The sequence below is a fragment of the Mesonia algae genome (genome assembly GCF_003253545.1).
Taxonomy (GTDB): domain Bacteria; phylum Bacteroidota; class Bacteroidia; order Flavobacteriales; family Flavobacteriaceae; genus Mesonia; species Mesonia algae.
This window is the reverse complement of the sequence record NZ_QKYV01000005.1, coordinates 46308-70298: the sequence shown is the minus strand read 5'-3', so window position 1 is coordinate 70298 and position 23991 is coordinate 46308. Positions and strand designations below refer to the sequence as shown.

29 protein-coding genes and 1 tRNA gene are annotated in these 23991 nt (G+C 33.2%); 18 read left to right on the top strand and 12 right to left on the bottom strand.

Annotated features, from left to right (window positions below; genetic code table 11):
- The first annotated feature begins 5 nt into the window (after positions 1-5).
- From LX95_RS09575 to LX95_RS09555, 5 genes are read left to right on the top strand one after another with little or no spacing between them, the layout of a single operon-like run.
- Positions 6-767 carry a 2-keto-4-pentenoate hydratase gene (locus tag LX95_RS09575; RefSeq protein ID WP_111541232.1) on the top strand — a complete coding sequence of 254 codons (762 nt, stop codon included), beginning with the start codon at positions 6-8 and terminating at the stop codon, positions 765-767.
- A 4-nt stretch (positions 768-771) separates the two neighbouring features.
- Positions 772-1200: a RidA family protein gene (locus LX95_RS09570; RefSeq protein WP_111541441.1), complete on the top strand. Its 429-nt coding sequence runs from the start codon at positions 772-774 to the stop codon at positions 1198-1200.
- Positions 1187-2638 carry an aldehyde dehydrogenase gene (locus LX95_RS09565; protein ID WP_111541231.1) on the top strand — a complete coding sequence of 484 codons (1452 nt, stop codon included), beginning with the start codon at positions 1187-1189 and terminating at the stop codon, positions 2636-2638. Before LX95_RS09570 ends, LX95_RS09565 begins: the two co-directional genes overlap by 14 nt.
- Positions 2639-2667: 29 nt before the next feature.
- The gene (locus LX95_RS09560) at positions 2668-3750 is read left to right on the top strand and encodes an amidohydrolase family protein (RefSeq protein ID WP_111541230.1); all 1083 of its coding nucleotides are present in this window, start codon (positions 2668-2670) and stop codon (positions 3748-3750) included.
- On the top strand, positions 3750-4391 hold the full coding sequence (locus tag LX95_RS09555) for an O-methyltransferase (RefSeq protein ID WP_111541229.1): 642 nt from the start codon (positions 3750-3752) through the stop codon (positions 4389-4391). The genes LX95_RS09560 and LX95_RS09555 overlap by 1 nt, the downstream gene beginning before the upstream one ends.
- On the opposite strand, the gene LX95_RS09550 is transcribed toward LX95_RS09555, so the two are convergent.
- From LX95_RS09550 to LX95_RS09515, 8 genes are all read right to left on the bottom strand, one after another.
- The gene (locus tag LX95_RS09550) at positions 4368-4943 is read right to left on the bottom strand and encodes a phosphatase PAP2 family protein (RefSeq protein ID WP_111541228.1); all 576 of its coding nucleotides are present in this window, start codon (positions 4941-4943) and stop codon (positions 4368-4370) included. The genes LX95_RS09555 and LX95_RS09550 overlap by 24 nt on opposite strands.
- A gap of 6 nt (positions 4944-4949) precedes the next feature.
- A complete protein-coding gene (locus tag LX95_RS09545) occupies positions 4950-5228 on the bottom strand; it encodes a Sec-independent protein translocase subunit TatA/TatB (protein WP_111541227.1) in 279 nt (92 codons plus the stop codon).
- Positions 5229-5297: 69 nt separating this feature from the next.
- Positions 5298-7607 (bottom strand): M1 family metallopeptidase, encoded by a 2310-nt coding sequence (locus tag LX95_RS09540; RefSeq protein WP_111541440.1) that lies wholly within the window; start codon positions 7605-7607, stop codon positions 5298-5300.
- Positions 7608-7641: 34 nt separating this feature from the next.
- Positions 7642-8148 (bottom strand): DUF6702 family protein, encoded by a 507-nt coding sequence (locus LX95_RS09535; protein WP_111541226.1) that lies wholly within the window; start codon positions 8146-8148, stop codon positions 7642-7644.
- Positions 8135-8926, bottom strand: coding sequence for a peptidase associated/transthyretin-like domain-containing protein (locus tag LX95_RS09530; protein ID WP_111541225.1), 792 nt, complete (start codon positions 8924-8926; stop codon positions 8135-8137). Before LX95_RS09530 ends, LX95_RS09535 begins: the two co-directional genes overlap by 14 nt.
- Complete coding sequence (locus LX95_RS09525; protein WP_111541224.1) at positions 8913-9722, bottom strand: peptidase associated/transthyretin-like domain-containing protein; 810 nt, start codon at positions 9720-9722, stop codon at positions 8913-8915. Before LX95_RS09525 ends, LX95_RS09530 begins: the two co-directional genes overlap by 14 nt.
- Positions 9709-10470: a peptidase associated/transthyretin-like domain-containing protein gene (locus LX95_RS09520; protein WP_111541223.1), complete on the bottom strand. Its 762-nt coding sequence runs from the start codon at positions 10468-10470 to the stop codon at positions 9709-9711. Before LX95_RS09520 ends, LX95_RS09525 begins: the two co-directional genes overlap by 14 nt.
- Before the next feature lie 31 nt (positions 10471-10501).
- The gene (locus tag LX95_RS09515) at positions 10502-11293 is read right to left on the bottom strand and encodes a peptidase associated/transthyretin-like domain-containing protein (RefSeq protein ID WP_111541222.1); all 792 of its coding nucleotides are present in this window, start codon (positions 11291-11293) and stop codon (positions 10502-10504) included.
- Positions 11294-11393: 100 nt separating this feature from the next.
- On the opposite strand from LX95_RS09515, the gene pepE reads away from it, so the two are divergent.
- Together pepE and LX95_RS09505 are read left to right on the top strand one after the other, a co-directional pair.
- The gene (pepE, locus tag LX95_RS09510; protein WP_111541221.1) at positions 11394-12098 is read left to right on the top strand and encodes a dipeptidase PepE; all 705 of its coding nucleotides are present in this window, start codon (positions 11394-11396) and stop codon (positions 12096-12098) included.
- Positions 12098-13009, top strand: a complete 912-nt coding sequence (locus tag LX95_RS09505; protein ID WP_111541220.1) for a glutaminase — start codon at positions 12098-12100, stop codon at positions 13007-13009. The genes pepE and LX95_RS09505 overlap by 1 nt, the downstream gene beginning before the upstream one ends.
- Positions 13010-13042: 33 nt before the next feature.
- Here LX95_RS09505 and LX95_RS09500 read toward each other — a convergent pair.
- Positions 13043-13115 (bottom strand) — tRNA-Gly (locus tag LX95_RS09500).
- A 161-nt stretch (positions 13116-13276) separates the two neighbouring features.
- On the opposite strand from LX95_RS09500, the gene LX95_RS09495 reads away from it, so the two are divergent.
- The 11 genes from LX95_RS09495 (at position 13277) to LX95_RS09445 (ending at position 20856) form a co-directional block, all read left to right on the top strand.
- A complete protein-coding gene (locus LX95_RS09495) occupies positions 13277-13564 on the top strand; it encodes a GNAT family N-acetyltransferase (RefSeq protein ID WP_111541219.1) in 288 nt (95 codons plus the stop codon).
- A 4-nt stretch (positions 13565-13568) separates the two neighbouring features.
- On the top strand, positions 13569-14012 hold the full coding sequence (locus tag LX95_RS09490) for a GNAT family N-acetyltransferase (protein ID WP_146240773.1): 444 nt from the start codon (positions 13569-13571) through the stop codon (positions 14010-14012).
- Entirely contained in the window at positions 14009-14749 is a 741-nt protein-coding gene (locus tag LX95_RS09485) for a M15 family metallopeptidase (protein ID WP_111541217.1), read from the top strand. The genes LX95_RS09490 and LX95_RS09485 overlap by 4 nt, the downstream gene beginning before the upstream one ends.
- A gap of 68 nt (positions 14750-14817) precedes the next feature.
- Positions 14818-16329, top strand: coding sequence for a 2,3-bisphosphoglycerate-independent phosphoglycerate mutase (gene gpmI / locus LX95_RS09480; RefSeq protein ID WP_111541216.1), 1512 nt, complete (start codon positions 14818-14820; stop codon positions 16327-16329).
- Positions 16326-16895: a TlpA family protein disulfide reductase gene (locus LX95_RS09475; protein WP_111541215.1), complete on the top strand. Its 570-nt coding sequence runs from the start codon at positions 16326-16328 to the stop codon at positions 16893-16895. The genes gpmI and LX95_RS09475 overlap by 4 nt, the downstream gene beginning before the upstream one ends.
- Positions 16896-16901: 6 nt before the next feature.
- On the top strand, positions 16902-17312 hold the full coding sequence (locus tag LX95_RS09470; protein ID WP_111541214.1) for a BT0820 family HAD-type phosphatase: 411 nt from the start codon (positions 16902-16904) through the stop codon (positions 17310-17312).
- A 6-nt stretch (positions 17313-17318) separates the two neighbouring features.
- Entirely contained in the window at positions 17319-18122 is an 804-nt protein-coding gene (gene map / locus LX95_RS09465) for a type I methionyl aminopeptidase (RefSeq protein WP_111541213.1), read from the top strand.
- Entirely contained in the window at positions 18097-18684 is a 588-nt protein-coding gene (locus LX95_RS09460; protein WP_111541212.1) for an HNH endonuclease, read from the top strand. Before map ends, LX95_RS09460 begins: the two co-directional genes overlap by 26 nt.
- Entirely contained in the window at positions 18684-19454 is a 771-nt protein-coding gene (locus tag LX95_RS09455) for a class I SAM-dependent methyltransferase (RefSeq protein WP_111541439.1), read from the top strand. Before LX95_RS09460 ends, LX95_RS09455 begins: the two co-directional genes overlap by 1 nt.
- 85 nt (positions 19455-19539) lie before the next feature.
- Positions 19540-20055, top strand: a complete 516-nt coding sequence (locus LX95_RS09450; RefSeq protein WP_111541211.1) for an SEL1-like repeat protein — start codon at positions 19540-19542, stop codon at positions 20053-20055.
- Positions 20056-20157: 102 nt separating this feature from the next.
- Entirely contained in the window at positions 20158-20856 is a 699-nt protein-coding gene (locus tag LX95_RS09445; RefSeq protein WP_111541210.1) for a TlpA family protein disulfide reductase, read from the top strand.
- On the opposite strand, the gene cls is transcribed toward LX95_RS09445, so the two are convergent.
- From cls to LX95_RS09430, 3 genes are read right to left on the bottom strand one after another with little or no spacing between them, the layout of a single operon-like run.
- On the bottom strand, positions 20857-22311 hold the full coding sequence (gene cls / locus LX95_RS09440) for a cardiolipin synthase (protein ID WP_111541209.1): 1455 nt from the start codon (positions 22309-22311) through the stop codon (positions 20857-20859).
- Positions 22312-23265 (bottom strand): lytic transglycosylase domain-containing protein, encoded by a 954-nt coding sequence (locus LX95_RS09435; protein WP_111541208.1) that lies wholly within the window; start codon positions 23263-23265, stop codon positions 22312-22314.
- 11 nt (positions 23266-23276) lie between these two features.
- Positions 23277-23975 carry an alpha/beta fold hydrolase gene (locus LX95_RS09430; RefSeq protein ID WP_245924758.1) on the bottom strand — a complete coding sequence of 233 codons (699 nt, stop codon included), beginning with the start codon at positions 23973-23975 and terminating at the stop codon, positions 23277-23279.
- Positions 23976-23991: the final 16 nt, after the last annotated feature.

Sequence of the window (23991 nt, the reverse complement as noted above, 5' to 3'; positions counted from 1 at the left end):
ATAATATGAATAACGAAGAAATTGCAGAAATACTCGATCAAGCTGCTAAAAATGCAACGGCGACACAACAATTAGCCGAAAAGCACGAATTTACCTTAGAAGACGCTTATGACATTCAGCGCCTATCTATTGATAAGCGTTTAGCACGCGGAGAGGAAATTACGGGTTTTAAATTAGGATTCACCTCTCGTGCTAAGATGGAACAAATGGGAGTTCACGATCTAATTTGGGGAATCCTAACCAATGAAATGGAACTGCAACCTCAAGAAGAAGTGAGTTTAGACCGCTGGATTCATCCAAGAGCAGAACCAGAAATCGCTTTTAGGATTTCTAAAGATATAGAAGAATCTATTGGTTTAAAAGACATTCATAAGTATGTGGATGCTATGGCGCCAGCTTTAGAAATTATAGATTCTAGATACGAAAATTTCAAGTTCTCTTTAGAAGATGTGGTAGCAGATAATTGTTCATCTACTGGATATGTTATCGGTGATTGGGTTGACCTTAATACAGAAATCTCTGATCTAAATATTGATTTACGTATTAATAATGAAGTTATACAAGAAGGAAAAACTTCTGCTATTCTTAATAATCCGCTTCAATCTTTAGTAGAGTTGAGTAGATTAGCTTCTAAAGCGGGAATAAAAGTACAGAAAGGTCAAGTAGTTTTAGCTGGTGCCGCAACTGCAGCATCATACCTAGAAAAAAATCAGCATATAGAAACTCAAGTAGAAAAACTTGGCAAAGTTTCATTTAAAACAAAATAATATCATGGAAGGAAAAGTAATTGAAGGAAAAGCTACACCAAGAGGAAAGTATCCACACGTTAAAAGAGTAGGCGATTTTATTTTTGTTTCTGGCACCAGCTCTCGTCGTGCAGATAATACTTTTGAGGGTGTAGAGGTAGATGAAATGGGAACCACCAACTTAGATATAAAAAAACAAACCGCTGCCGTTTTAGAGAATATTGATAGTATTTTGCAACAAGAAGGCGCTAGTTTAAAAGATGTAGTAGACGTGACCACTTTCTTAGTCAACATGAACGATTTTAAAGGTTACAACGAAACTTATGGTGAATTTTTTGAACCTGCAACGGGTCCTACTAGAACTACTGTAGCCGTTCATCAATTACCACATCCACATTTATTGATAGAAATTAAAGTCATGGCATATAAAAAACAAGCTTATGCAGGACATTAAAAATTTTATTGGTGGCAAATTACAAAATCCTATAGATGGAAGCTGGCTAGACAATTATAATCCTGCTAAAGGTGAGGTTTATTCTAGAATTCCCGCTAGTAACTCTAAAGATGTAGAGCAAGCTGTAGAAGAAGCAAAAAACGCTTTCCCTGTTTGGTCACAATTCACCATAGAACAACGCAGTAAAACATTACACGAAATTGCCGATAAAATTGAAGAAAACCTTATCGCTTTCGCAGAAGCAGAATCTCTAGATAACGGGAAACCTCTAAGCTTAGCATTAGCTATTGACATTCCTAGAGCTATAAGCAATTTTAGATTTTATGCGCAAGCGATCACACAATTTGCTAGTAAATCTCACGAAACTGTGGGCACCAACAGCATCAACTTTACCTTAAAAAAACCTCTTGGCATCGTAGGCTGTATTTCACCTTGGAATCTTCCGTTATATTTATTTTCGTGGAAAATAGCTCCAGCTTTAGCTGCAGGAAACTGTGTAGTAGCTAAACCAAGTGAGGTTACACCCATGACTGCTTATCTATTAAGTGAAATTTGTAAAGAAACTAGTTTACCAGAAGGAGTTTTAAATATTGTTCACGGTACGGGACCAGATACAGGACAAGCTATTGTAGAGCATCCACAAATTAAAGCCATTTCTTTTACTGGCGGAACAAAAACTGGAGAGATGATTGCTAGAACTGCAGCTCCTATGTTCAAAAAATTATCTCTAGAATTGGGCGGAAAAAATCCCAATCTCATTTTTGCCGATTGTGACTATGATAAAATGCTTCAGACCACAATTAAATCTTCTTTTGCTAATCAAGGTCAAATTTGTCTTTGCGGAAGCAGAATTTTTGTAGAAGAAAGCATGTACGAACAATTTAAAACTGATTTTGTTGCTGAAGTAAAAAAATTAAAAGTCGGTCCTCCTTCCGAGGCATCGAGCAATTTGGGAGCTTTAGTTTCTAAAGAACATTTAGAAAAAGTATATAAATACATTCAAGACGCACCTCAACAAGATGCCACTATTTTATGTGGAGGAAATAAAGTTGAAGTAGAAGATCACGAGCAAGGCTATTACTTAGAGCCTACAGTTATCGAGGTAAAAAGTAATCGTTGCGCACTTAATCAGCAAGAAATTTTTGGCCCAGTTGTTACTTTGATGCCTTTCTCTTCTGAAAAAGAAGCCTTAGCTTTAGCCAATGATGTTCGTTACGGATTATCGGCCACGGTTTGGACTAATGATCTTAATCGTACGATGAGACTTAGCAATCAACTTGAAGCTGGAATCGTCTGGGTAAACACCTGGCTTAACCGAGATTTAAGAACTCCATTTGGCGGAGTAAAAGACAGTGGCGTTGGTCGCGAAGGCGGCTTTGAAGCCCTAGAGTTTTTTACTGAACCAAAAAATATATGCATTCAATACGCAGCTGAATAACCACTAATTACCAAAAACCAACCATCCCTATGAAAAAAAGACTTAGAATTAACGGCCATTCCCACTTACTACCTTACCCACATGAAATTCCTGCTTTCATGAAAGAAAAAGAAATTTTTTGGGTAGATGAGGAGCGTAAATTTATGCTTCAAAAAAACTGGAAAAGACCGGTAACCGATTCTAGTTTCTTTTTAGATGAAAAGTTAGAATGGATGGATCGTTACGATATAGATCACGCTGTGGTGCTAAACCTATCACAACTTTACGGAAATGGTTTGCGCGTAGAAGAAATGAAAAAAGCATTGCGTTTTCAAAACGATTTTAACGCTAAAGTGCAGCAGGATCATCCTTCTAAATTTACATGTGGATTTGTAGTACATCCTGGCTTTGTTCGTGGCGCATTATGGGAAATTGAACGTTGTGTAGAAGAGCTAGGCTTGCAATTGCTGTGTCTCCCTACGCATTATATGGATAGTATTGGAACTTGGCGTTGTATTTTTGATGAGGAGAATGAACCCATTTTCGAAATGGCATCTAAGTATAATTTGGCTGTAGAAATACATCCGTATGACGGAGAGAAATTTATTTTATTAGAAAACACTTCGTGGCGTTTTCATTTAATTTGGATGCTAGCTCAATGTGCAGATGCTTATCATTTTTTAACTTTGAATGGTTATCCAGATAAATACCCAAATATGCGTGTTTGTTTTGCTCACGGCGGACAATTAGCACAAATTAACTTAGGTAGAAGAATACAGGGTTTTGATGGAAGATCTGACTTGTTTGAAGGAAAAACTCACCCTCGTAAATCAGTAGGTCATAAAAATATCTTTTTTGACACCTTGGTTCATGATACAGGTTCTTTAAAATTATTGGTAGAAAATCAAAAACCAAAACAAATTATTGCAGGCTTAGATGATCCTTATCCGTTAGGAGAAATGGATAGTGCTCCACAATCATCTTATCCAGGTAAGATTTTAGATTTAGCCGTAGAGAGAAAAATTTTAACCAAAGATCAATGCGATGATATTTGGGAAGATAATGTAATACAGTGGCTGTGTGGGGATGATCAAGCAGCAAAAGATAAATTAGTAAAACGTATTTTAAGCTAATGCATTTTTTACCAGAAGATATTAATCAATATGTAGAGCAACACTCTCAACAAGAGCCAGAGTTATTGCAAAAACTACAAAGAGAAACTTTTCAAAAAATATTACAACCGCGAATGCTAAGCGGTCACTTTCAGGGGAGAGTTTTAAGCATGTTGGCTAAACTAATTCGTCCTAAAAGCATTCTCGAAATAGGTACATATACAGGATATTCAGCTTTATGCTTAGCGGAAGGAATGCAAACCGAAGGTAATTTGTACACCATCGATAAAAATGAGGAATTAGAGGATTTTCAACGTAAGTATTTTGATTTATCACCTTGGGGCAAGCAAATTCACCAGTATGTAGGAAATGCTCTTGAGATTATACCGCAAATAGATGTAGAGTTTGACTTAGTTTTTATTGATGCAGATAAACAAAACTACCCTAATTATTTTGATATTATTTTACCGAAAATGAAATCTGGAGGAGTTATTTTATCTGATAATGTATTGTGGAGTGGAAAAATAGTAGAGTCTGTAAAAAAAGGAGATAATGATACTAAGGCTTTACTTCATTATAACAAAAAAATCAATGAAGACCCACGCGTAGAAACTGTTTTACTTCCCATTAGAGATGGGTTAACCGTTACTAGGGTTCTTTAAATTAGTATCGATAAGTTTTCTGTAGAAGTAATAAACAAAAAAAGCACAAACTAAGCCTACAATTGCACCTCCAATTAAGTCGCTTGGGTAATGTACTCCCACGTAGACCCTACTTGTGGCAAATAAAAATGGCCATAAGTAGAATATATAAACCCATTTCCATTTTTTTCTTAAGGCTAATACTACGAAAGTTGTAATTGCTACAGAAGTTGAAGTGTGTCCTGAAACAAAGCTATAATAAGTAGGCTCTTGTAATATTCGAATAACTTCTTGAAATTGATCTACATTATTAGGTCTTGCTCTAGCTATAGTGGCCTTGATAATTCGTGTTAGCCCAAATGTTATAGCGAAACTGGCTAAAAAAGAAATTAAGCCTATAAGAATGTTTTTTCCTTTATGAGAAAGGATAATTAAGATAGCAAGCAAAATATATAAAGGAATCCAGGTTTCTTCTTGTGTAACAAATATCCAAAAAGCATCAAATCGCTCTACTCCTAATCCGTTAAGATATATAAAAAGATCTCGATCCCATTGTTTAATTTGTCCTATCATAAATGCTTATCGCTTTCTACTCACAGAACCTGTAATTTCTTCTATTTCATCTTTTACCTTATCAACTTCTTCCTTTACATTCTTGCCTCCCATATCACCAAAGTGTTTATCGGCATTAGAAGTAATTTCTGATTTAATATCATTGGTAGCATCTCTAACTGTACGCATACCTTTCCCTAATCCACGTGCGATTTCGGGTATTTTATCGGCACCAAACACCATTACCAGTATAAATACGATAAAAGCTATCTCAGCACCACTAATAAATAATGGAATCATTTGCATACCACAAATATAACATGAAAAAAAAAGCTGACTCGTTAAAGTCAGCTTAAAAATTAAATAGGTTGAATATTATCCTTTTGTCTTTTCTTTTTTAAATTTTTCAAACTCATTTGGCTTCTCTTCCTGTGGCCAAGAGTTATTTGAAGTATTCACATCTGCAGTTTCCATATCTGGATCTACTACAATAGATGCTAACTCTTTATTTGTTGCCAACACTCGAGTTACTTCTTTATCATTCTTTCTCCAGATTTGTGCTGGATAATTAATTCTTTCTGAAGTACCATCTTTATACTTATATTCTACAATAAGTGGCATTACTAAACCTCCTGGTTTATTAAATTTAATTTGATAGAAATGCTTAGGAACATTCATATTTTGACGCTCTTGTTCCGTAAAGTTATCCATCATAAACGTTTTAAGCTTAGGAGCATTTTCTAAAGCAGATTTGTTTTTCATTTCTGGCTTAAATTCCTCACTTCCCTCTTCTACCACATATAAAGCATCTATTTGAGAAGCATCTTCAACTCCATAACGCTTTAACATTTCTTTTCCTGCTTTTGTAGGTTGATCTGTAACATAATAAGAGTTAACCTCTTCAATTCCTATGTCTACGAAGTCTGTAGTATAAAACCAACCTCTCCAATACCAATCTAAATCTACCCCTGAAGCATCTTCCATAGTTCTAAAGAAATCTTCTGGAGTTGGGTGTTTAAACATCCATCTTCTTGAATAAGTTTTAAAAGCGTGATCAAACAATTCTTTACCCATTACCGTTTCTCTTAAGATATTAAGAGCGGTCGCTGGCTTACCATAAGCGTTATTCCCTAATTGGTAAACTTGCTCTGGATTACTCATAATTGGTGAAATAAAATCCTGGTTACCTTTCATATAACTAGTGATTTTTGCTGGGTCTCCTCTTCTTGAAGGGTAGTTGTCTAATGGCGCAACAGCTTCTGGATGTTTTTTTCCAAATTCCTGCTCTGAAACAAACTGAACAAAGGTATTTATTCCTTCGTCCATCCAACCCCATTGACGTTCATCACTATTTACGATCATAGGGAAAAAGTTGTGACCCACCTCGTGAATAATTACGCTTATCATTCCGAATTTAGTACGGTCACTATAAGTACCATCTTCATTTGGACGACCATAATTCCAGCAAATCATAGGGTATTCCATCCCTTGATTTTTAGCGTGTACAGAAATTGCTTTATGGTATGGATAATCAAAAGTCATATCGCTATAACTTGTTAAAGTATGTGCAACAGCCTTGGTAGAATACTCTTCCCATAGCGGGTTACCTTCTTTAGGATATAAAGAAACCGCCATTACTTCACGACTTCCTACTTTTACATTTTGCATATCCCAGATATACTTTCTAGAAGTTGTAAATGCAAAATCTCTTACCATTTTAGCTTCAAACTCCCAAGTTTTAGTTTTATTAGAAGCTCCTTTTTCTGCTTTTTCTGCTTCCTCTTGAGTTACAATAAGAACAGGCTTATCAAAAGATTTTTTTGCTTGTTCGTAACGATCCATCATTTTCTTAGAAAACACTTCTTTTCTATTTTCTAATTTCCCCGTTGCATCTAAAACATGATCTGCAGGAACGGTAATTTTTACATTATAATCTCCAAAAGGTAAAGCAAACTCTCCGCTTCCCCAAAATTGATAATTTTGCCAACCTTCTACATCATTATATACTGCCATTCGTGGAAAAAACTGTGCTATTACGTAAGCGTAGTTTCCATCTTTTTCAAAAAACTCATATCCAGAACGTCCTCTATTTACTACGTGATCGTTAATATTATACCACCATTTTATAGAAAACTCTATATCGTCTCCTGGCTCCAAAGCCTCAGGAAGATCTACACGCATCATGGTTTGATTGATCGTATATTTTAAAGGAGAACCATTTTGAGTTACTTTTTCAATATTAAAACCACCATCAAAAGGTTCATCTACAAATTGAGAAACAAAACGTCCTGTTTGGTTAACTGCAGCAATACCATTACCATTACGCAATTGAGACTTGCTATCCTTTGCTCTTACATTTTGATCTAGTTGAACCCATAAGTATTCTAAGTGATCTGGAGAATTATTAGTATATGTAATAGTTTCTTCTCCGTATAATTTTTGATTTTTATCATCTAAAGTGATATCCATCTCATAGTCTGCCGTATTTTGATAATATGCAGGACCAGGAGCTCCAGACGCGGTTCTATACTGGTTAGGAGTAGAAAACTCTTGGTATAACTGTCTAAACTTATTGGTGTTTTGGTGCCCTTGTTGCGGCTCTTTTTCTGTAGGCTCTTCTTGAGCAAAGACAACAACGCTTGCCATCGCAAAAATGAAGGTCATTACTCTGTGTAAATTTTTCATGTTCATGAAATAAAGTTTATATTAGTAGTGATGGTTAATTAAATTCAATAGTACCTGTTGGTTTTTCTTTCACCAACATAAGAGATTCTGTTTCTCCTCCTTTTTCAAAATGCACTAAATTTTTTTGTTCCTCAAATAAATCGGTTAACAAAAGATTGGTGATTTCTACGGAAGAGAAGTTTTTTACACCCTCAATTTCAAAATAACAAATTATAAGATCATCTTCATAGCGTTTTCCTATAAAATTGAGCTTAAGATCTTTATTTTGAATGTTTATTTTTAATTTTTTATTAAAATATTGCTGAATATACGCATTATTTTTAGCTAAATCTTGCCCTCTCAATAATTGAACATTCTTGTCATATCGAGTTTGAAGCAATTTTTGAAAATCATCTACAAAAAGTCGAGTAATAATTTGAACCGAAGACGATTTCTCTACATAAGCTGCATCGGTAACGCTTAGATAAAATTTATGTGTTCCTTTAAAGGATAAACACGAACAAACTAAAAATAAAAAAATGATTTTTTTAAGGTGATTCATTATTAATTTCTTTGAACTTTATATAGTCTACAGACTTTTGCTTTAAAAACTGAACTAAATCTAAGGTTTGCATTTCTTTGACTATTAGATCTGGAAAAGGTTTAAAAGTAGCACAATAATATAGAAAATCTTCCACTAAATTCTCTGGAACCTGAAGTTCTTGGGTATAAAAATCTAATGGAAATATATAATAAGCTTTTTCCATTAAACTTTTTTCTATTTCATAATCCCGTTGACGATAAACCATCGCTAACCTACCAGAAAAATAATTGATGATAGGATCTAAAGGAATAATTCCTCCTCCCGAAGTTGTAGCGGTGTATACCCTACGCTGTGCCAATGTCGATCTATTTTTTACCACAGGCAAACCAAAATTTGAAGCGTCTAAATAAGGCTGAGTTTCTATAGCTTCTACATCTTTACTTAATAAACCCGTTAAATTAATATTAGAAACTTTTACCTCTTCTAATTCGTTAATTAATGGAAGTAAGTAAATCTTTTTCACTTTCGTAGAGTCTTCCGCTACGACGGTTATTTGATGAGGCTCATATTGCAAGGAAGAAAAAAATATAGTATCTCCCGCTTTCGCGGAAATTTCAAAATAACCGTTTTTCTGATTAACAGTTCCTTGTTTAGAGTTAAGGTTAACCACATTTATTTCTCTATATGCAATTGAATCGGCTATAATTTTACCAGAAAAGTTCTCTTCTTGTGCCCAAGTAAAACTTGAGATAAGTAGAAAAATCAACGTGATTGTAAAAAGCTCAATTCTGCTCATTATCCAATTCTTTGAATACTTTATATGCTGTCGATTTTTCAATTAAAAATTCAATTAAATCTAAAGTTTTCTTTTCCTGTTCAATAAGTCTTGAAAAGCTTTTAAAAGTAACACAGAAATATAAAAAATCCTCGATTAAATTTTCTGAGATGTCGAGTTCATCAGTATAAAATTTACTATTGAAAATTGAATAGGCTTTTTCTAAAGACATTTTTTCAATTTCATTACTTCGTTGACGACGGAGCATAGCCATTTTACCCGAAATTTCATTCATTACCCTATCTACAGATATTGTAAGGTTGGGTACAGTAGTAGGTTTTGACCAAATTAATTGATTACCCGCAGTATACAATCTCCTTTCAGCTAAAGTAGATCTATTTTTAATTACAGGAAAGCCTAAACTAGAAGCATTATAATACCTTTGAGTCTCTATAACTTCTACATCTTTATTTAAAAAACCAGTCAAATCTACGTTAGAAAGATTAACTCCCTCCAACTCATTTATCAAGGGATGTAAATAAACATTTTTCACTTCCGTAAAGTCTTCCGCTACGACGGTTATTTGGTGAGGCTCATATTGTAAGGAAGAAAAAAATATAGTATCTCCCGTTTTCGCGGAAATTTCAAAATAACCGTTTTTAAGATTGACAGTTCCTTGCTTTGAATTTAAATTGACCACATTTACCTCTCTAAATGCAATGGAATCGGCTATTATTTGTCCTTTCAGGTTTTTTTCTTGAGACCACATTGCATTAGAAAATAAGATGCAATAAGTGATTAGTTTAAGGACTTTCATTTTTAAATTTATGGTAAGCAGTCACTTGTTGCTGAAAAAATTCGATCATTACAAATGCGTCGTTTTTATTTACAGTTGATTTAAAATTTTCTTGCTGGGAGCAGAAATACAAAAAATCATCAATCCAAGTAGGATTAATATTGAGGGTTTCTTCAAAAAAATTATTAGGGACTAAACTTTCGCTTTTAGCGATGAGCTGCTCTAAATCGGCATATTCTTTTTGACGTTTTAGCATTTCCATTCTTCCGCTAAGCACATCTATTAAAACTCCAACGGGTCCTCCAGAAGCCGCCGTATAAAGTCTTCTTTCTTCAACAGTTAATCTTGGAGCTGTTCGTACGGGCAAACCTAAATCTCTAGCGCTTAAAGAAGGTTCTAAATCCATATTATTAGCATCTGCGAGTAAATCTCCTGTTAAAGTTAAAGATGATATATTGACTTCTTCTAACTCGTTAACCATCAAAAAAAGAATAATTTGGTGGTTCTCTTTTTCTAATATTTTTTGAGTAATCTCTACCGTATAAGGTTCATATTTTACAGAAGAAAAAATTACCTTATCTCCCACTTTGGCGGGAATAGAAAATTTCCCAGATTTTGAGTTTACCGTCCCCAGACCATTATTGTAATTCACAATATTCACTTGAATCTCTGCAATAGAATCGGCTACAATAGTCCCTGAAAATTCTTGTGCATTGCTATAAAATAACCCGACAAGAAAAAATATAATAATGAAGTAGTTTTTTTGCATAAAAAGAAATTGGCTCTATTTTAAAGACAGCCTACTTCTGTTGTTGTTGCAATTTATAGGTTTTACTTTTTTCAATTAAAAACTCAATAAGATCTAATTCATTACCTTTTTCTAACATCTTTTGATTTAAACCATTCTCTTGAGTATAGTAGATAAACTCGTTTATATTTTCTTTTTTTATATCTAGATTACGTTTAAAAAAATCGTCGTTGTAAACTTTTCTTATCGCTACATCTATTTCTTCTGTATTGGCATCATCACTACCATTCTTATCAGTAAAAATAGCTCTAAACATATTTGCGAAATTTAGACCATTGGTTAAATATCCTTTATCTATAGAAATATTTTCGACTTTAGAATTTTTATCATCTGTAAATTTATAATCATACGTGTTGACCATTTCTAAAGAAGATAATTCTGGTCTTCCTGCGTCTACAGTTTCTATTTTAGCAACATCGGCCTGTACATTACCTGAAAGGTCATAAGGTCTTACCGTAACTTCCTCAAGCTCATTAACCGCCTCACTAATTTTTATATTTATAGTTTTATTTTTAAGCACACCTTCGTCTACCACGACGATAAATTCTTGGTATTGAATAGAAGAAACTAAAAGACGGTCATCTAAACCCACTTTTAATATAAACTCCCCGTATTTGTTAGTAGCTGCACCTTCGGTTGTATTCATGTTATAAATATTTATATCGCCAGCATCCATATAGCTATCTACACTCACTTGGCCTTTAATAAATACTCGATTTTCTATTTGTGCCTGTAAAGCAGTTAAATTCAGTAAAACAATTAATAGAAGAAGTCTTTTTTTCATAACTTTTTTGATTAGGGTAAATCTTATAGAAAACTTAAAAAGTGTATAATTCTTTTTTGTAGGTTTTCAATACTATAAATTTACATAAAAAATACCATATATGAATTGTATTATCGCCAGTACTTCTACCGTTCACGGAAGTGATTACCTTGGTTATTTCCCCGATGCCTTAACGGAATTATTTAAAGGAGTAAATGAAATTATTTTTATTCCTTATGCAAGACCAGGAGGTTTAACTCATGATGAGTATACTCAGAAAGCTCAAGATGGACTTCGTTTTTTAAATATAAATGTTGTAGGAATTCACCAAAAAGAAGATCCTAAAACAGCCATTAAAAACGCTGAAGCTATTTTTACAGGTGGCGGTAATACATTCTTATTAGTATCGCAACTTTATCAAAAAGATGTGATGCAAATTTTGAGCGAAAAAGTGAAAAGCGGATGTGCTTATTTGGGCACAAGTGCGGGCAGTAATATTTGTGGAAAAACAATGAATACCACTAACGACATGCCAATTGTGCACCCTCCTTCTTTTAAAACGCTAGGGCTATTTCCGTTTAATATTAATCCGCATTACTTAGATCCTGATCCTTCTTCAACACATAAGGGAGAAACTCGAGAAACTAGAATAAAAGAGTTTCAAAACCTTCAAAAAACTCCAGTAGTTGGTTTAAGGGAAGGAAGTTGGTTACGAATAAAAAACAATGATATTCTTTTAAAAGGAGGTTTAAAAGCTCGCGTGTTTATTCCGCAAAGAGATCCTATAGAAGTTGAGCCTAATTATTCTTTTAAAGATTTATCATAATGGATTATCAAGCAATTCTTAATATTATAGAAAAAGAACTTGAATCTTTTGAAGATGAAGGAAAAGTAGCAGATTATATTCCTGAACTTGCATTTGTACCTTCCGATAAGTTTGGAATGCACCTACATTGTATCGATGGTGGGGATTATTCATTTGGTAACAGTGATGAAAAATTTTCTATACAAAGTATTTCTAAAGTTTTTAGCCTTGCATTAGCTAAAAAACATGGAAGCAAAATCTGGAAGCGTGTAGATGTAGAACCTTCTGGAGATCCTTTTAACTCTTTAACGCAATTAGAAAAAGAAAAAGGAATTCCTAGAAACCCTTTTATTAATGCAGGTGCTTTAGTCATTGCCGACATATTAGTCAGTTGCTTAGATAATCCCAAAAAAGACTTATTAGATTTTGTGAGATTAATTGCTCAAGACGATGATATTCATTACGATGAAAAAGTAGCGAGTTCTGAGAAAAAACACGGATATAGAAATATTGCTTTGGTAAATTACATGAAAGCCTTAGGGAATATAAATAACGATGTAGATGATATTTTAGATTTTTACTTTTACCAATGTTCTATATCTATGTCTTGCCACCAATTAGCAAAAGCATTTATGATTTTTGCTAACGAAGGAAGAATTATGGGAACTGAAGAAAAAGCAATAAAATCTAATAGCACCAAACGCATAAACGCTATTATGCAGACTTGTGGTTTTTATGATGAAGCTGGAGAGTTTAGCTTTAGAGTAGGTCTACCAGGTAAAAGTGGTGTTGGTGGAGGCATTGTAGCCATACACCCTCATCAGTACGCGGTAGCAGTTTGGAGCCCATTATTAAATGAAAAAGGGAATTCAGAAAAAGGAATGCGAGCTTTAGAAGAATTGACTACACTTACAGGGCTTTCAATTTTTTAAAATAAAAAAAGCCTCTTAAAAAAGAGGCTTTTGAGCGGGAGACCAGGTTCGAACTGGCGACATTCAGCTTGGAAGGCTGACGCTCTACCAACTGAGCTACTCCCGCATTGCGGAGGCAAATATAGTATATATCTTTAGTTCTAAACAAATAAAAATTTATTTTTTTTAAAGAATTCAATTAATTTTTAAATACAATAAGTTACATTCATAAAATAATTTTAATTTTAAAGTTAGAAATTATTTTCAACCACAAAACAGTTTCTCCCTATGAGCCAATCAATTAAACATAAAGAAAACCAAACTAACGGTATGTTTTACCTTGAAGATGATAATGGAATACTCTCTGAACTTACCTACATTAAAAAAGACAATAATATTTTAGTAATTGATCATACCGAAACTAAAAAAGGAGAAGAAGGTAAAGGTTTAGCTTCAAAATTATTAGATCATACGGTAAATTATGCTAAAGAGAATAATTTTAAAATAGATCCGCTTTGTCCTTTTGCCGAAGTAAAATTTGATGAAAACGAAGAGTATCAAAAACTAAAAGCTTAATTTGTTGAATATTCAGATTAAAGAAGTAGAAAGCAATACAGTTCTTCCTATACGGCAAAAAGTTTTAAGAGATGGTAAAGCTTTAGAATTTTGCAAAATGCCTGGCGATGATGACAACTCGACAATTCATTTGGGCGTCTATTTTAATAATGTTTTAGCAGGCATTGCTACTTTAATGATTGATGATCATCCAGATTTTTCATTTAAAAATTCTCAATTACGCTTACGCGGAATGGCAGTGTTACCCGATTATCAAAAAAAACAATTAGGTAACTTATTGCTAGAAAAAGCTATACAAATTGCAAAATCACAGAACTACAAAATCTTATGGTTCAACGCCAGAGAAATTGCTGTTGGCTTTTATCAAAAATTTGGGTTTTCAATAAAGGGAAATGTATTTATAATTGAAGATGTTGGTCCACATTTTCTTATGTATAAAAGTTTATGAACAGAAGAAGTTTTATAAATAAAAGTGTTCTTACAGCAAGCGCAAGTTTGCTTCCTCTATCTTTTTGGAACTCATTAGATTCCGAAGAATTTACCATTGAAGAACTTACCGGTAAAGCCAATACTAAATTTTACGGCAATGGTTATCTAGTTAGAAAAGAAGTAAATGAAGCATTTATAAAAATGCAAGCTGCTGCGAAGAAAGAAAATATTAACATTCAAATTGTATCTGCTTATCGTGGTTACAAACGTCAAAAACAAATTTTTAATGCTAAGTTTACTCGCTTCACCCATCAAGGATTAAGTGAAATAGAAGCCATTAATAAGATTATTGAATACTCTACTATTCCAGGAACTTCTAGACATCATTGGGGCACCGATATTGATATTATCGATGCTAACGCTACTCATCCTAAGAACGTTTTACTTCCTAAAAATTATGAATTAGAAGGTGTATATTATAAAATGAAAATGTGGTTAAATGAACATAGTGAAAAATTTGGATTTTATATAGTGTATACTAATAACCCTAACCGAAAAGGCTTCTACCCAGAGCCTTGGCATTTTTCTTATCGGAAAATTGCTTTACCTATGTTAAAGGCTTATCAAAAAATTGATATTCATAAAATTATAACCAACGATACCAATCTTAAAGGAAGAAATTTTTTAAGTACAGCTTTTATAGACCGTTATAAAAACGACAATATTTTTGATATTAACCCAGCATTACTTCAGTAAAGGAAATTTAGCATAACTTTATAAAAAAAAGATAGCTAACTTCTTTAACTTTGCTGCAAAACAATATCATGTCGAACAAAGCTATTTTAGTCATTTTAGATGGCTGGGGTGAGACAAAAGATAAAAGTGTATCTGCTGTAGACCAAGCTAGCACCCCATTTATAGACTCTTTATATAAAAACCATCCGCATGCTTTATTGAGAACCGATGGAGAACACGTGGGGCTGCCTCACGGGCAAATGGGAAATAGTGAAGTTGGACACCTTAATCTAGGCGCTGGAAGAATAGTTTACCAAGATCTAGCAAAAATAAATAGAGCTGTAGAACATAAGTCATTATCTACAGAACCTGTTTTAGAACAAGCTTTTGATTATGCTGTAAATCATAAAAAACCTATCCATTTTATTGGCTTAGTTAGTGACGGTGGTGTGCATTCTCACATTAATCACCTAAAAGGTTTATTAGAAGCTGCTAATGAATTTGGCGTAAAAGATAAGTACATTCATGCTTTTACAGACGGTAGAGATGTAGATCCAAAATCTGGTTTAGGTTTTATAGAAGAAATCGAAAATTCTTTAGAAGAAACTCAAAGTACTCTAGCATCGGTTGTGGGAAGATATTATGCAATGGATCGTGATAACCGCTGGGAGAGAACAAAAAAAGCGTATGATTTATTAGTTCACGGCGTTGGAGAAGAAACATCTTCTGTAGTAAATCATATTCAAAAAAGTTATAATAACGGAATTACCGATGAGTTTTTAGAACCAATTTTGGTGAATACTCAAGGTAAAACTCATACGATAGAAAAAGGAGATGTCGTAATCTTCTTTAACTTTAGAACAGATAGAGGACGTCAACTTACTCAAGTTCTTTCACAAGAAGATATTACTGAATACAATTTAAAGAAACTTCCGTTGTACTTTGTAACGATGACAAATTACGACAATACCTTCTCCAATATTAATGTTGTTTTTAATAAAAAAAACATTAATGCTACGTTAGGAGAAACCCTAGAATATGTAGGAAAAACTCAAGTAAGAGCTGCCGAAACAGAGAAATACCCTCATGTTACTTTCTTTTTCTCTGGCGGAAGAGAAGTTCCATTTAAGGGAGAAGAACGAATTCTTGTTCACTCTCCTAAAGTTGCCACTTATGATCTAAAACCCGAGATGAGTGCGATTGAACTTACAGATAAGTTAGTTGATAAGATTGAAGATAACGATAAAGACTTTTTTTGTATTAATTTCGCCAACCCAGATATGGTGGGTCATACAGGGGTTTTTGAAGCTGCAATTAAAGCTTGTGAAACTGTAGATGCCTGCTTAAAGAGAATAGTTGAAGCCGGAAAAGAAAATTACAACTTTATTATTTTAGCTGATCATGGAAATAGCGAGAAAATGAAAAATGAAGATGGATCGATGAATACCGCACACACCACGAATCCTGTTCCCGTTATTTTGATTTCTTCTGAAAACAAAAAAATTAAAAATGGTATTTTAGGGGATATTGCTCCTACTATTCTAGATCTTATGAATATTGATAAACCCGAGTTAATGACTCAAAAAAGCCTTTTGATATGAAAGTAACATTCACCTTTTTAGTTGCGCTGTTAACTCTAATTTCTTGTAAAGCTCAAGAAAAAACATCAACTAATACTACTACTCAAAATACCGTTGTTTCAACTTCAGAGTTAACTCCGCAAGACAATAATTATTCAGGAAAAATTACAGAAGAAGACTTCAAATCTGGAAATCTAAAAGAGTGGTTTACGCCTGGATATGAAGCCTACGAGCCAGAAGAAGAAATTGTAGAAAAAATCAATAGAAACATCGACGAGTATAAAATTAAGGTTTTTATGGGTATTTGGTGTTCAGATAGTCGAAGAGAAATTCCAAAACTTTATAGTTTACTTGATAAAATTGATTATAACCAAGATCAACTTGAAGTAATTGCAGTAGATAGAAGTAAAACTACCACGCAAGGTTACGAAAAAAACTACGACATACAGTTTGTACCTACCATTATATTTATAGATAAAAATGGAAAAGAAATAAATAGATTCGTTGAGTTTCCACAAGAAACTTTAGAAGAAGATATTTTAAATATTGTAACCGATCAGCCTTATAAAAATAGTTACGCAGATTAATTACTTATGAAAAACAGTAAATCTTTATTGATAGCCGTAGATTTTGACGGAACTATTGTAGAAAATAAATACCCTAAAATAGGAGAACCTATGATCTTTGCTTTCGAAACTTTAAAAAAGATAGAAGAAATAGGACATCGGTTAATTCTCTGGACCTACCGTTACGGAAAAGAACTGGATGATGCCGTTGCTTTTTGCGAAGAGCGAGGGATTAAATTCTACGCAGTCAATCAAAGTTTTCCTGAAGAAGAATTTGACCCTAGAGTAAGTAGAAAGATCAATGCAGATGTCTTTATTGATGATAGAAATATAGGAGGTCTTTTAGGATGGGGAGAAATATATCAGCAAATAATAAACGAAGAACCAGAACATTTAAAGCCTACAAAAAAGAAAGGTTTATTTTCCTTTCTCAAATAAAAGCATATGATTATACCAAAAAATAGCGAAGAAATTGAATTAATGAGAGAAAGTGCTTTAGTAGTTTCTAAAACCTTAGGAATGATTGCTAAAGAAGTAAAACCTGGAGTTACCACTTTACAACTAGATAAACTTGCGGAAGATTTTATAAGATCTGAAGGTGCTATTCCTGGTTTTTTAGGTCTTTACGATTTCCCTAATTCATTATGCATGAGCCCCAATGCTCAAGTTGTTCATGGAATCCCAAATGACCAGCCTTTGCAAGAAGGAGATATCATTTCTATAGATTGTGGAGCTATAAAAAATGGTTTTTATGGAGATCATGCTTACACGTTTCCTGTTGGAGAGGTAGACAAAGAAACATCTGAATTATTAAGAGTGACCAAAGAATCACTCTATAAAGGAATAAAAGAATTTAAAATAGGTAACCGTGTTGGTGATGTAGGTTATGCTATTCAAAAACACGCCGAGGACCATGGTTACGGAGTAGTAAGAGAATTGGTAGGCCACGGTTTAGGTAGAACCATGCATGAAGATCCAGAAATGCCCAACTACGGAAAAAGAGGAAGAGGTAAGAAATTTGTTGAAGGTATGGTTGTCGCAATAGAACCTATGATTAATATGGGTACTAAAAGCATTAAACAACTTAAAGACGGCTGGACAATCCTTACTCGTGACGGAAAGCCTAGTGCTCATTTTGAGCATGATGTAGCATTAATAGATGGTAAGCCACAACTACTATCAACGTTTGAATATATTTATGAATCGTTAGGAATTGAAAATGATGAAGAAAGAGAGTTTAAAAAATAAAGAAAGTTTTTACCTCAATAATAATTTATTAGAGGAGTGGAAATTTTACTACGAAGAAAACTGGGCAGAAGGTTATGAAGTAGCCCTTTCTAGCAAAGGTCGTGTAATGAACTTTGTAAAAAGTAAGCACGGAAAAATTTTAAAGGGAAGCACTATTAATGGCTACCCTATTTTCAATACAAGATTAAAGAATGGTAAAAGAAATAATTTCTACACCCATAAATTAATCGCAAAAGCATTTCAAGAAAAACCTGAAGATGCTCTTTTTGTCATTCATAAAAATTATGATAAGACAGATAATAATCTAAATAACCTTCAATGGGTTAACCGAAAAGAATGGGAGCGTCATCAAGATAAAAACCCTAAGGTTATTGCTAAAAGAAAGAATAAAAGTAGAAGCTTCGCTAAATTAAGTTACGCCCAAGCTACTATTTTAAAGAAAAAGTTATTAGATCCTAATAGACGAACAAGATTAAAAGTTTTAGCTAAACAATTTGGAGTTTCAGAAATGCAGCTTCATCGTATTAAAACTGGAGAAAACTGGGCCGACATAAAAGTATGATTAAAAAAGGATTCCGGTTTATTCTTAACCACATACCAAGACCTTTACTTATAAAATTGAGTTATGTTGCTAGACCTATTTTAGCTACTGCACTCCGCGGGAAAAAATATATAGATCCTATAGACAAAAAAAGTTTTTCTACTTTTCTTCCTTATGGATATGTTACTCAACGCCCTAATGTTTTATCTCCTTCTACCCTCTCTCTAGAAAGACATAGGTTACTGTGGTTGTATTTGGAACAACAAACCGATTTTTTTACACAACCTAGAAAAATGCTTCATTTTGCTCCCGAGCAAGCCTTTTATAAACGATTCAGGAATATGGAGCATCTGGATTATACAACTACAGATTTAAATTCACCGCTTGCTGATGTTAAAGCTGATATCTGCAAACTTCCATTTAAAGGTAATAGTTACGATGTGATTTTCTGCAATCATGTGTTAGAACATATCCCAGATGATGACTTGGCAATGCAAGAACTCTACCGTATTTTAAAACCTAATGGTTTCGCAATTTTGCAAGTACCCCAAGATTTAAATAGAGCTAAAACTTTTGAAGACGATAGTATTACCGATCCTAAAGAAAGAGCTAAAATATTTGGTCAATATGACCACGTGAGAATTTACGGAAAAGATTACTTTAAAAAGCTAGAAGAAAAAGGTTTTGTGGTAAAACAAATACTTCTTGCCGATCAACTCAGTAAAGGAGAAATTGACCGTTACCGCATTAATCCTACCGAAATTTTACCTGTTTGTTATAAACCCGTTTAAAGTTAGCCTACTTTAAGAATCCTTATAAAATAATTACTCAAAATTTTCATTTCTTTTATACCTTTGCGCTTCTTAAAAAAACAATATGTATAACAAAAATATAAAACTCGTTTTAGCAGTAGCCACTTTTGCTTTTGCAGTTTATCAATTTATTGAAGGAAATATAGGAAACGGAATTTGTTTTATACTCCTTGCCGCTATTTTTATCTTCTTATATTTTAAAAACGAAATGATTTTGTTAGCGTTTATGCGCTTAAGAAAACAAGATTTTGAGGGAGCAAAAAAATGGTTAGATAAAATAAAAAATCCAGAAGCTGCTTTAGTTACTAAGCAACAAGGTTATTACTGGTACTTACACGGGTTAATGTACTCACAAAAGAATATTACTAAAGCTGAGAAGTACTTCAAAAAAGCAATCAAGCTTGGTCTTTCTATGAGTCAAGATTTAGCAATGGCTAAACTTAATTTGGCAGGAATTTCTATGACTAAAAGAAGGAAAAGAGAAGCACAAATGTATTTGAAAGAAGCAAAGAATGCAGATAAGCATAATATGCTTGCTGATCAAATTAAAATGATGAAGCAGCAAATGAAAAAAATATAATATATTTCACAAAAACAAATATAAAAGTTATTTATTTAACAACTAATCCCGATTTTTCGGGATTTTTTTATGTATTTTTAAGAAAACATAAAAGAAAAGCGTATGAAATTATTTCTACCATTTCTATTTATTTTCTTAATTAGCTATTCGGTTTTCGGACAAGGTAGAAAAGTCTATTTTTCTGAAGCTGTAGGAATTCATATACCTAAATACAAGAAGAAGGCAAAAAAAGCTTACCGAAATGATAATGCTCAATATGCTGAGTTCTTGTTTGATTCTTTAGTGAAAAATCACCTCTCTGGAACCTATATAGATAACTTCAATATCAATTGTATCGGCAAAGCAAAAAAGTGCTTTAACGATTATAAAAAACCTATTTATTTAACCACTTATGCTTCTTGGTGCGTACCAGGGAAAGGTGAGATCCCTGCACTTAATGAACTAGCAAAAAAATATAAAGATAAAATAGATTTTATTGTGCTTTTTTGGGACGAAAAGAAAAATGTGAAAGAAGTAATTTCTGATTATAAAGGATATATTGATATTGTATATGTAGATGAATTGAAGAATAAAGATGCCTATATTGTAAAGACTATGAAACATTCATTAGGTTTCCCTACCACATTTTATATAGGTTCAGATAAAAAAATAATTCATATAGATCGTACAGCAAAACTTCCTTTTACAGATCCTTTTGAGAAATCTTATAACCTCAACTTCAACAATCTTTCATCTGGTATTTCTGAAATTTTAGCTCACGAAGAAGAGTTGTTATCTTCTATGCCCTTTACTTTAAATTAACTAAAGCAAAGGCGCCCAAAGTCTACAAAATGATTCTTTTAGTTTTTCAGAAAAATCTCTTTCTTTCCACTGTTCTAATGAAACTTTATCACAATGCTCTACATCGTTTTTAAAAATGCGAATTAACTGCTGACTGATTTCTTTATTATATACCAATGCATTTACCTCAAAATTGATCTCAAAACTACGATAATCCATATTAGAAGTTCCCACGGTTGTAAATTCTCCATCTACCACCATTGTTTTTGCGTGCACCATCCCTTTACAGTAATGGTATACCTGAATTCCAGATTCTAAAATATCTAACACATACGAATTAGTAGCATACTTTGCGGCCCAAGAATCCCCTTCTTTAGGAACTAGAATTCTTACCTTAACCCCTCTCCTACTAGCAGTTTTTAGGGATGTTAAAATTTGTTCGTTGGGTATAAAATAAGGAGTGGTGATATAAATACTTTCCTTAGCGGAATTGATCGCTGTAAAAATAGCTTCCATAATATGTGGCCAACTAGAGTCTGGTCCACTAGCAGCGATTTGGACAGCCACTTCACCGCAATTATCCATTTGAGGAAAAAAGGGATCAATTATTTTTATCTCTTGTTTACTCACAAAATTCCAATTCAATAAAAAGTGTGATTGTAGAGATTTTATAGCATTTCCTTCAATACGGAGATGCGTGTCACGCCAGTAACCTTTTTCACATGGGTTTACATAATCATCAGACACATTTACACCTCCTACATAACCTAACGTTCCATCAATGATTACAATTTTACGATGATCTCTATAATTCAGTTTTCTAGTTAAATTAGGAAACCAAACAGGCATAAATGGGAAAATCTCTATTCCGCAAGATTGCATGCGTTTTACTTGTTTTCCGCTAAGGTCACTTCCTACATAATCATAGATAACTCTAACATAAATTCCCTCTTGAGCCTTTTTACAAAGAATATCAATAAGCTGAAGTCCGATATTATCTGAATTAAGAATATAATATTCTAAATGAATATGATCTTTCGCTTTTTCTAAATCTTTAAAAAGAGATTCAAACTTCTTCTCTCCGTTAATCAAAATTTTTACATCATTCCCGAAGGTGAGTGGTTTCTTTTGATTATGTTGAAGCAGTTTAACAATATTTACTTGATTGTCTAGAAATTTATCTTCATACTTATCTAGCTCTTGCTCTCCTAGTAATAATTTCTTCTCCCATTGTTTTACCTTTTCATTATTAAAAACTTTTCGGCGTTTAAACATCTTATCTTTTCGATACTCTTGTCCAAAGAAAAAGTAGATAAGTAAACCTACAAATGGCAAAACAATAAGCGATAAAATATAAGAGACGGTAGTGACAGGGTTTCTATTATTTAAAATAATAAAAAATGCAGTACCAATTGCTATCACATAGTTAATGATAAGCAGTGTAAAAAATATATTGTTTTGAACAAAATCTAACATTTATGGGTTATAAGTATATGTTCCTTTTTCGGGAATTTCTATTCGGTAAGCTTTTCTAGATTTGTTATTAAGGTGTGCTTCTCTTAACCAAGGATTATGAATTTTTAAAATCTTATAATTGATTCCAAATTCTTTTGCAAACTTAGCAAAGTCGGTAACTGCAGTATCTACCTTCACTTCTTTAACTGAAAGAGTTTTATATAAATTATCTTCCGTAAAGTTGAATCCGTAGTTTTCTGGATTATCAAGTATGGTTTTTAATGCTAATATTCTAAATACATATCTACCGGTTTCTGCATTTAAAAGCAAATCGTAATATTCGTGAACGTCTTGACGGTCTTGCTGTCTAGTAATCCCATAGTTGCCTGCATTGTAAGCTGCTGCAGCTAATGTCCAACTATCAAATTTCTTTTTTGACTCTAATAAATATTTACAAGCTGCTATGGTAGATTTTTCTATATGATAACGTTCATCTACATTATCGTTTACTTCTAACCCATATTCTTTTGCTGTAGATTTCATAATTTGCCAAAAACCAGTTGCTCCTGCTGGAGAAACAACTTGCGTAAGTCCGCTTTCCGCTACAGCTAAATATTTAAAATCTTCAGGAATTCCGTATTTTTTTAAAATAGGTTCGATGATTGGAAAATACTTATGAGCTCTTTTTATAAGCAACAAACCATTAGATTGCCAATAGGTGTTTACCAGCAATTCTCTATCCATTCTCTCTTTTATATCAGGGTTTTCTGTAGGCACTCTTTCTCCTGCGAAATTTAAATTTTCTGGAATAGGCAGAGCATAAATATTATAATCTTGTACCACCTTATCTGGGTCTATATTGGTTTTCTCAACTTGTACTTTCTCTTCTTTTGAAACCGAGCTCACTCCTTGTATTCCTATTCCGGCCACGGCAACCGCCCCTGCTATCGTTAATATGTTTTTTATATTTTTCATTTGCTTTTTTTTTAATCTTGTTCTTTATTTTTATTTTTTAATTCACCTTCTAAAATAAGTTCAGGTAGGTGTTCATTAAACCATCTAAATCTATCGATAATCATAATATGGGTACCATTTTTTATGGTAATGCAATTTCTAATATTTTTATACGGAAAAACAATATCCTTGTCCCCATGAATATGAATTACATTAGGAATCGTTTCTTCTTGATCCCAACACAACATTTGTTTTACCGCCCAATCTATATAACGTTTATCACTTACTGATAAGTATTGGCGGTATAAGGCTGCCCTTTTTTTAAAAAATTTGCTAACTGGTAGTTTTTCGAGGTTTCCCAACTTATCGACTAAACTCGTTGGGAAAATCTTATAAATTGCCGTTTTCCTAGCAAATTGCATTCTTCTAGGCAACTCAAACTTATTCTTTACCGTAGAGATTAAAATTAAACGCTTTACGCGGATTTGCTTACTCATCTCTTGTACAATTACCCCGCCAAAAGAAACCCCAATTAAAACAGGATTCTCATGATGAACATCTTGCAACATTCTTTTGGTATAATCGTTTAAAGATTCGTTTTTCAAAGGGATTTTCCACGCCAGCCAATGTATTTTAAAATTTTCTCTTGGCAATTTAATATGTTCAAAAATACTTGGATTAGCCGCCATCCCTGGCATAAAATAAACGTGAATTAAATTGTCTTGAATCATCTTTTAACAACGGTCT

Coding starts and splice junctions, on each gene's coding strand:
- LX95_RS09485 (WP_111541217.1), top strand. CDS start 14,009: ATGAACAGAAGAAGTTTTATAAATAAAAGTGTTCTTACAGCAAGCGCA.
- LX95_RS09505 (WP_111541220.1), top strand. CDS start 12,098: ATGGATTATCAAGCAATTCTTAATATTATAGAAAAAGAACTTGAATCT.
- LX95_RS09540 (WP_111541440.1), bottom strand. CDS start 7,607: ATGAAAAATTTACACAGAGTAATGACCTTCATTTTTGCGATGGCAAGC.
- LX95_RS09575 (WP_111541232.1), top strand. CDS start 6: ATGAATAACGAAGAAATTGCAGAAATACTCGATCAAGCTGCTAAAAAT.
- gpmI (WP_111541216.1), top strand. CDS start 14,818: ATGTCGAACAAAGCTATTTTAGTCATTTTAGATGGCTGGGGTGAGACA.
- LX95_RS09450 (WP_111541211.1), top strand. CDS start 19,540: ATGTATAACAAAAATATAAAACTCGTTTTAGCAGTAGCCACTTTTGCT.
- LX95_RS09470 (WP_111541214.1), top strand. CDS start 16,902: ATGAAAAACAGTAAATCTTTATTGATAGCCGTAGATTTTGACGGAACT.
- map (WP_111541213.1), top strand. CDS start 17,319: ATGATTATACCAAAAAATAGCGAAGAAATTGAATTAATGAGAGAAAGT.
- LX95_RS09515 (WP_111541222.1), bottom strand. CDS start 11,293: ATGAAAAAAAGACTTCTTCTATTAATTGTTTTACTGAATTTAACTGCT.
- LX95_RS09545 (WP_111541227.1), bottom strand. CDS start 5,228: ATGCAAATGATTCCATTATTTATTAGTGGTGCTGAGATAGCTTTTATC.
- LX95_RS09555 (WP_111541229.1), top strand. CDS start 3,750: ATGCATTTTTTACCAGAAGATATTAATCAATATGTAGAGCAACACTCT.
- LX95_RS09520 (WP_111541223.1), bottom strand. CDS start 10,470: ATGCAAAAAAACTACTTCATTATTATATTTTTTCTTGTCGGGTTATTT.
- LX95_RS09530 (WP_111541225.1), bottom strand. CDS start 8,926: ATGAGCAGAATTGAGCTTTTTACAATCACGTTGATTTTTCTACTTATC.
- LX95_RS09550 (WP_111541228.1), bottom strand. CDS start 4,943: ATGATAGGACAAATTAAACAATGGGATCGAGATCTTTTTATATATCTT.
- LX95_RS09560 (WP_111541230.1), top strand. CDS start 2,668: ATGAAAAAAAGACTTAGAATTAACGGCCATTCCCACTTACTACCTTAC.
- pepE (WP_111541221.1), top strand. CDS start 11,394: ATGAATTGTATTATCGCCAGTACTTCTACCGTTCACGGAAGTGATTAC.
- LX95_RS09460 (WP_111541212.1), top strand. CDS start 18,097: ATGAAGAAAGAGAGTTTAAAAAATAAAGAAAGTTTTTACCTCAATAAT.
- LX95_RS09570 (WP_111541441.1), top strand. CDS start 772: ATGGAAGGAAAAGTAATTGAAGGAAAAGCTACACCAAGAGGAAAGTAT.
- LX95_RS09565 (WP_111541231.1), top strand. CDS start 1,187: ATGCAGGACATTAAAAATTTTATTGGTGGCAAATTACAAAATCCTATA.
- LX95_RS09475 (WP_111541215.1), top strand. CDS start 16,326: ATGAAAGTAACATTCACCTTTTTAGTTGCGCTGTTAACTCTAATTTCT.
- LX95_RS09525 (WP_111541224.1), bottom strand. CDS start 9,722: ATGAAAGTCCTTAAACTAATCACTTATTGCATCTTATTTTCTAATGCA.
- LX95_RS09445 (WP_111541210.1), top strand. CDS start 20,158: ATGAAATTATTTCTACCATTTCTATTTATTTTCTTAATTAGCTATTCG.
- cls (WP_111541209.1), bottom strand. CDS start 22,311: ATGTTAGATTTTGTTCAAAACAATATATTTTTTACACTGCTTATCATT.
- LX95_RS09435 (WP_111541208.1), bottom strand. CDS start 23,265: ATGAAAAATATAAAAAACATATTAACGATAGCAGGGGCGGTTGCCGTG.
- LX95_RS09535 (WP_111541226.1), bottom strand. CDS start 8,148: ATGAATCACCTTAAAAAAATCATTTTTTTATTTTTAGTTTGTTCGTGT.
- LX95_RS09495 (WP_111541219.1), top strand. CDS start 13,277: ATGAGCCAATCAATTAAACATAAAGAAAACCAAACTAACGGTATGTTT.
- LX95_RS09430 (WP_245924758.1), bottom strand. CDS start 23,975: ATGATTCAAGACAATTTAATTCACGTTTATTTTATGCCAGGGATGGCG.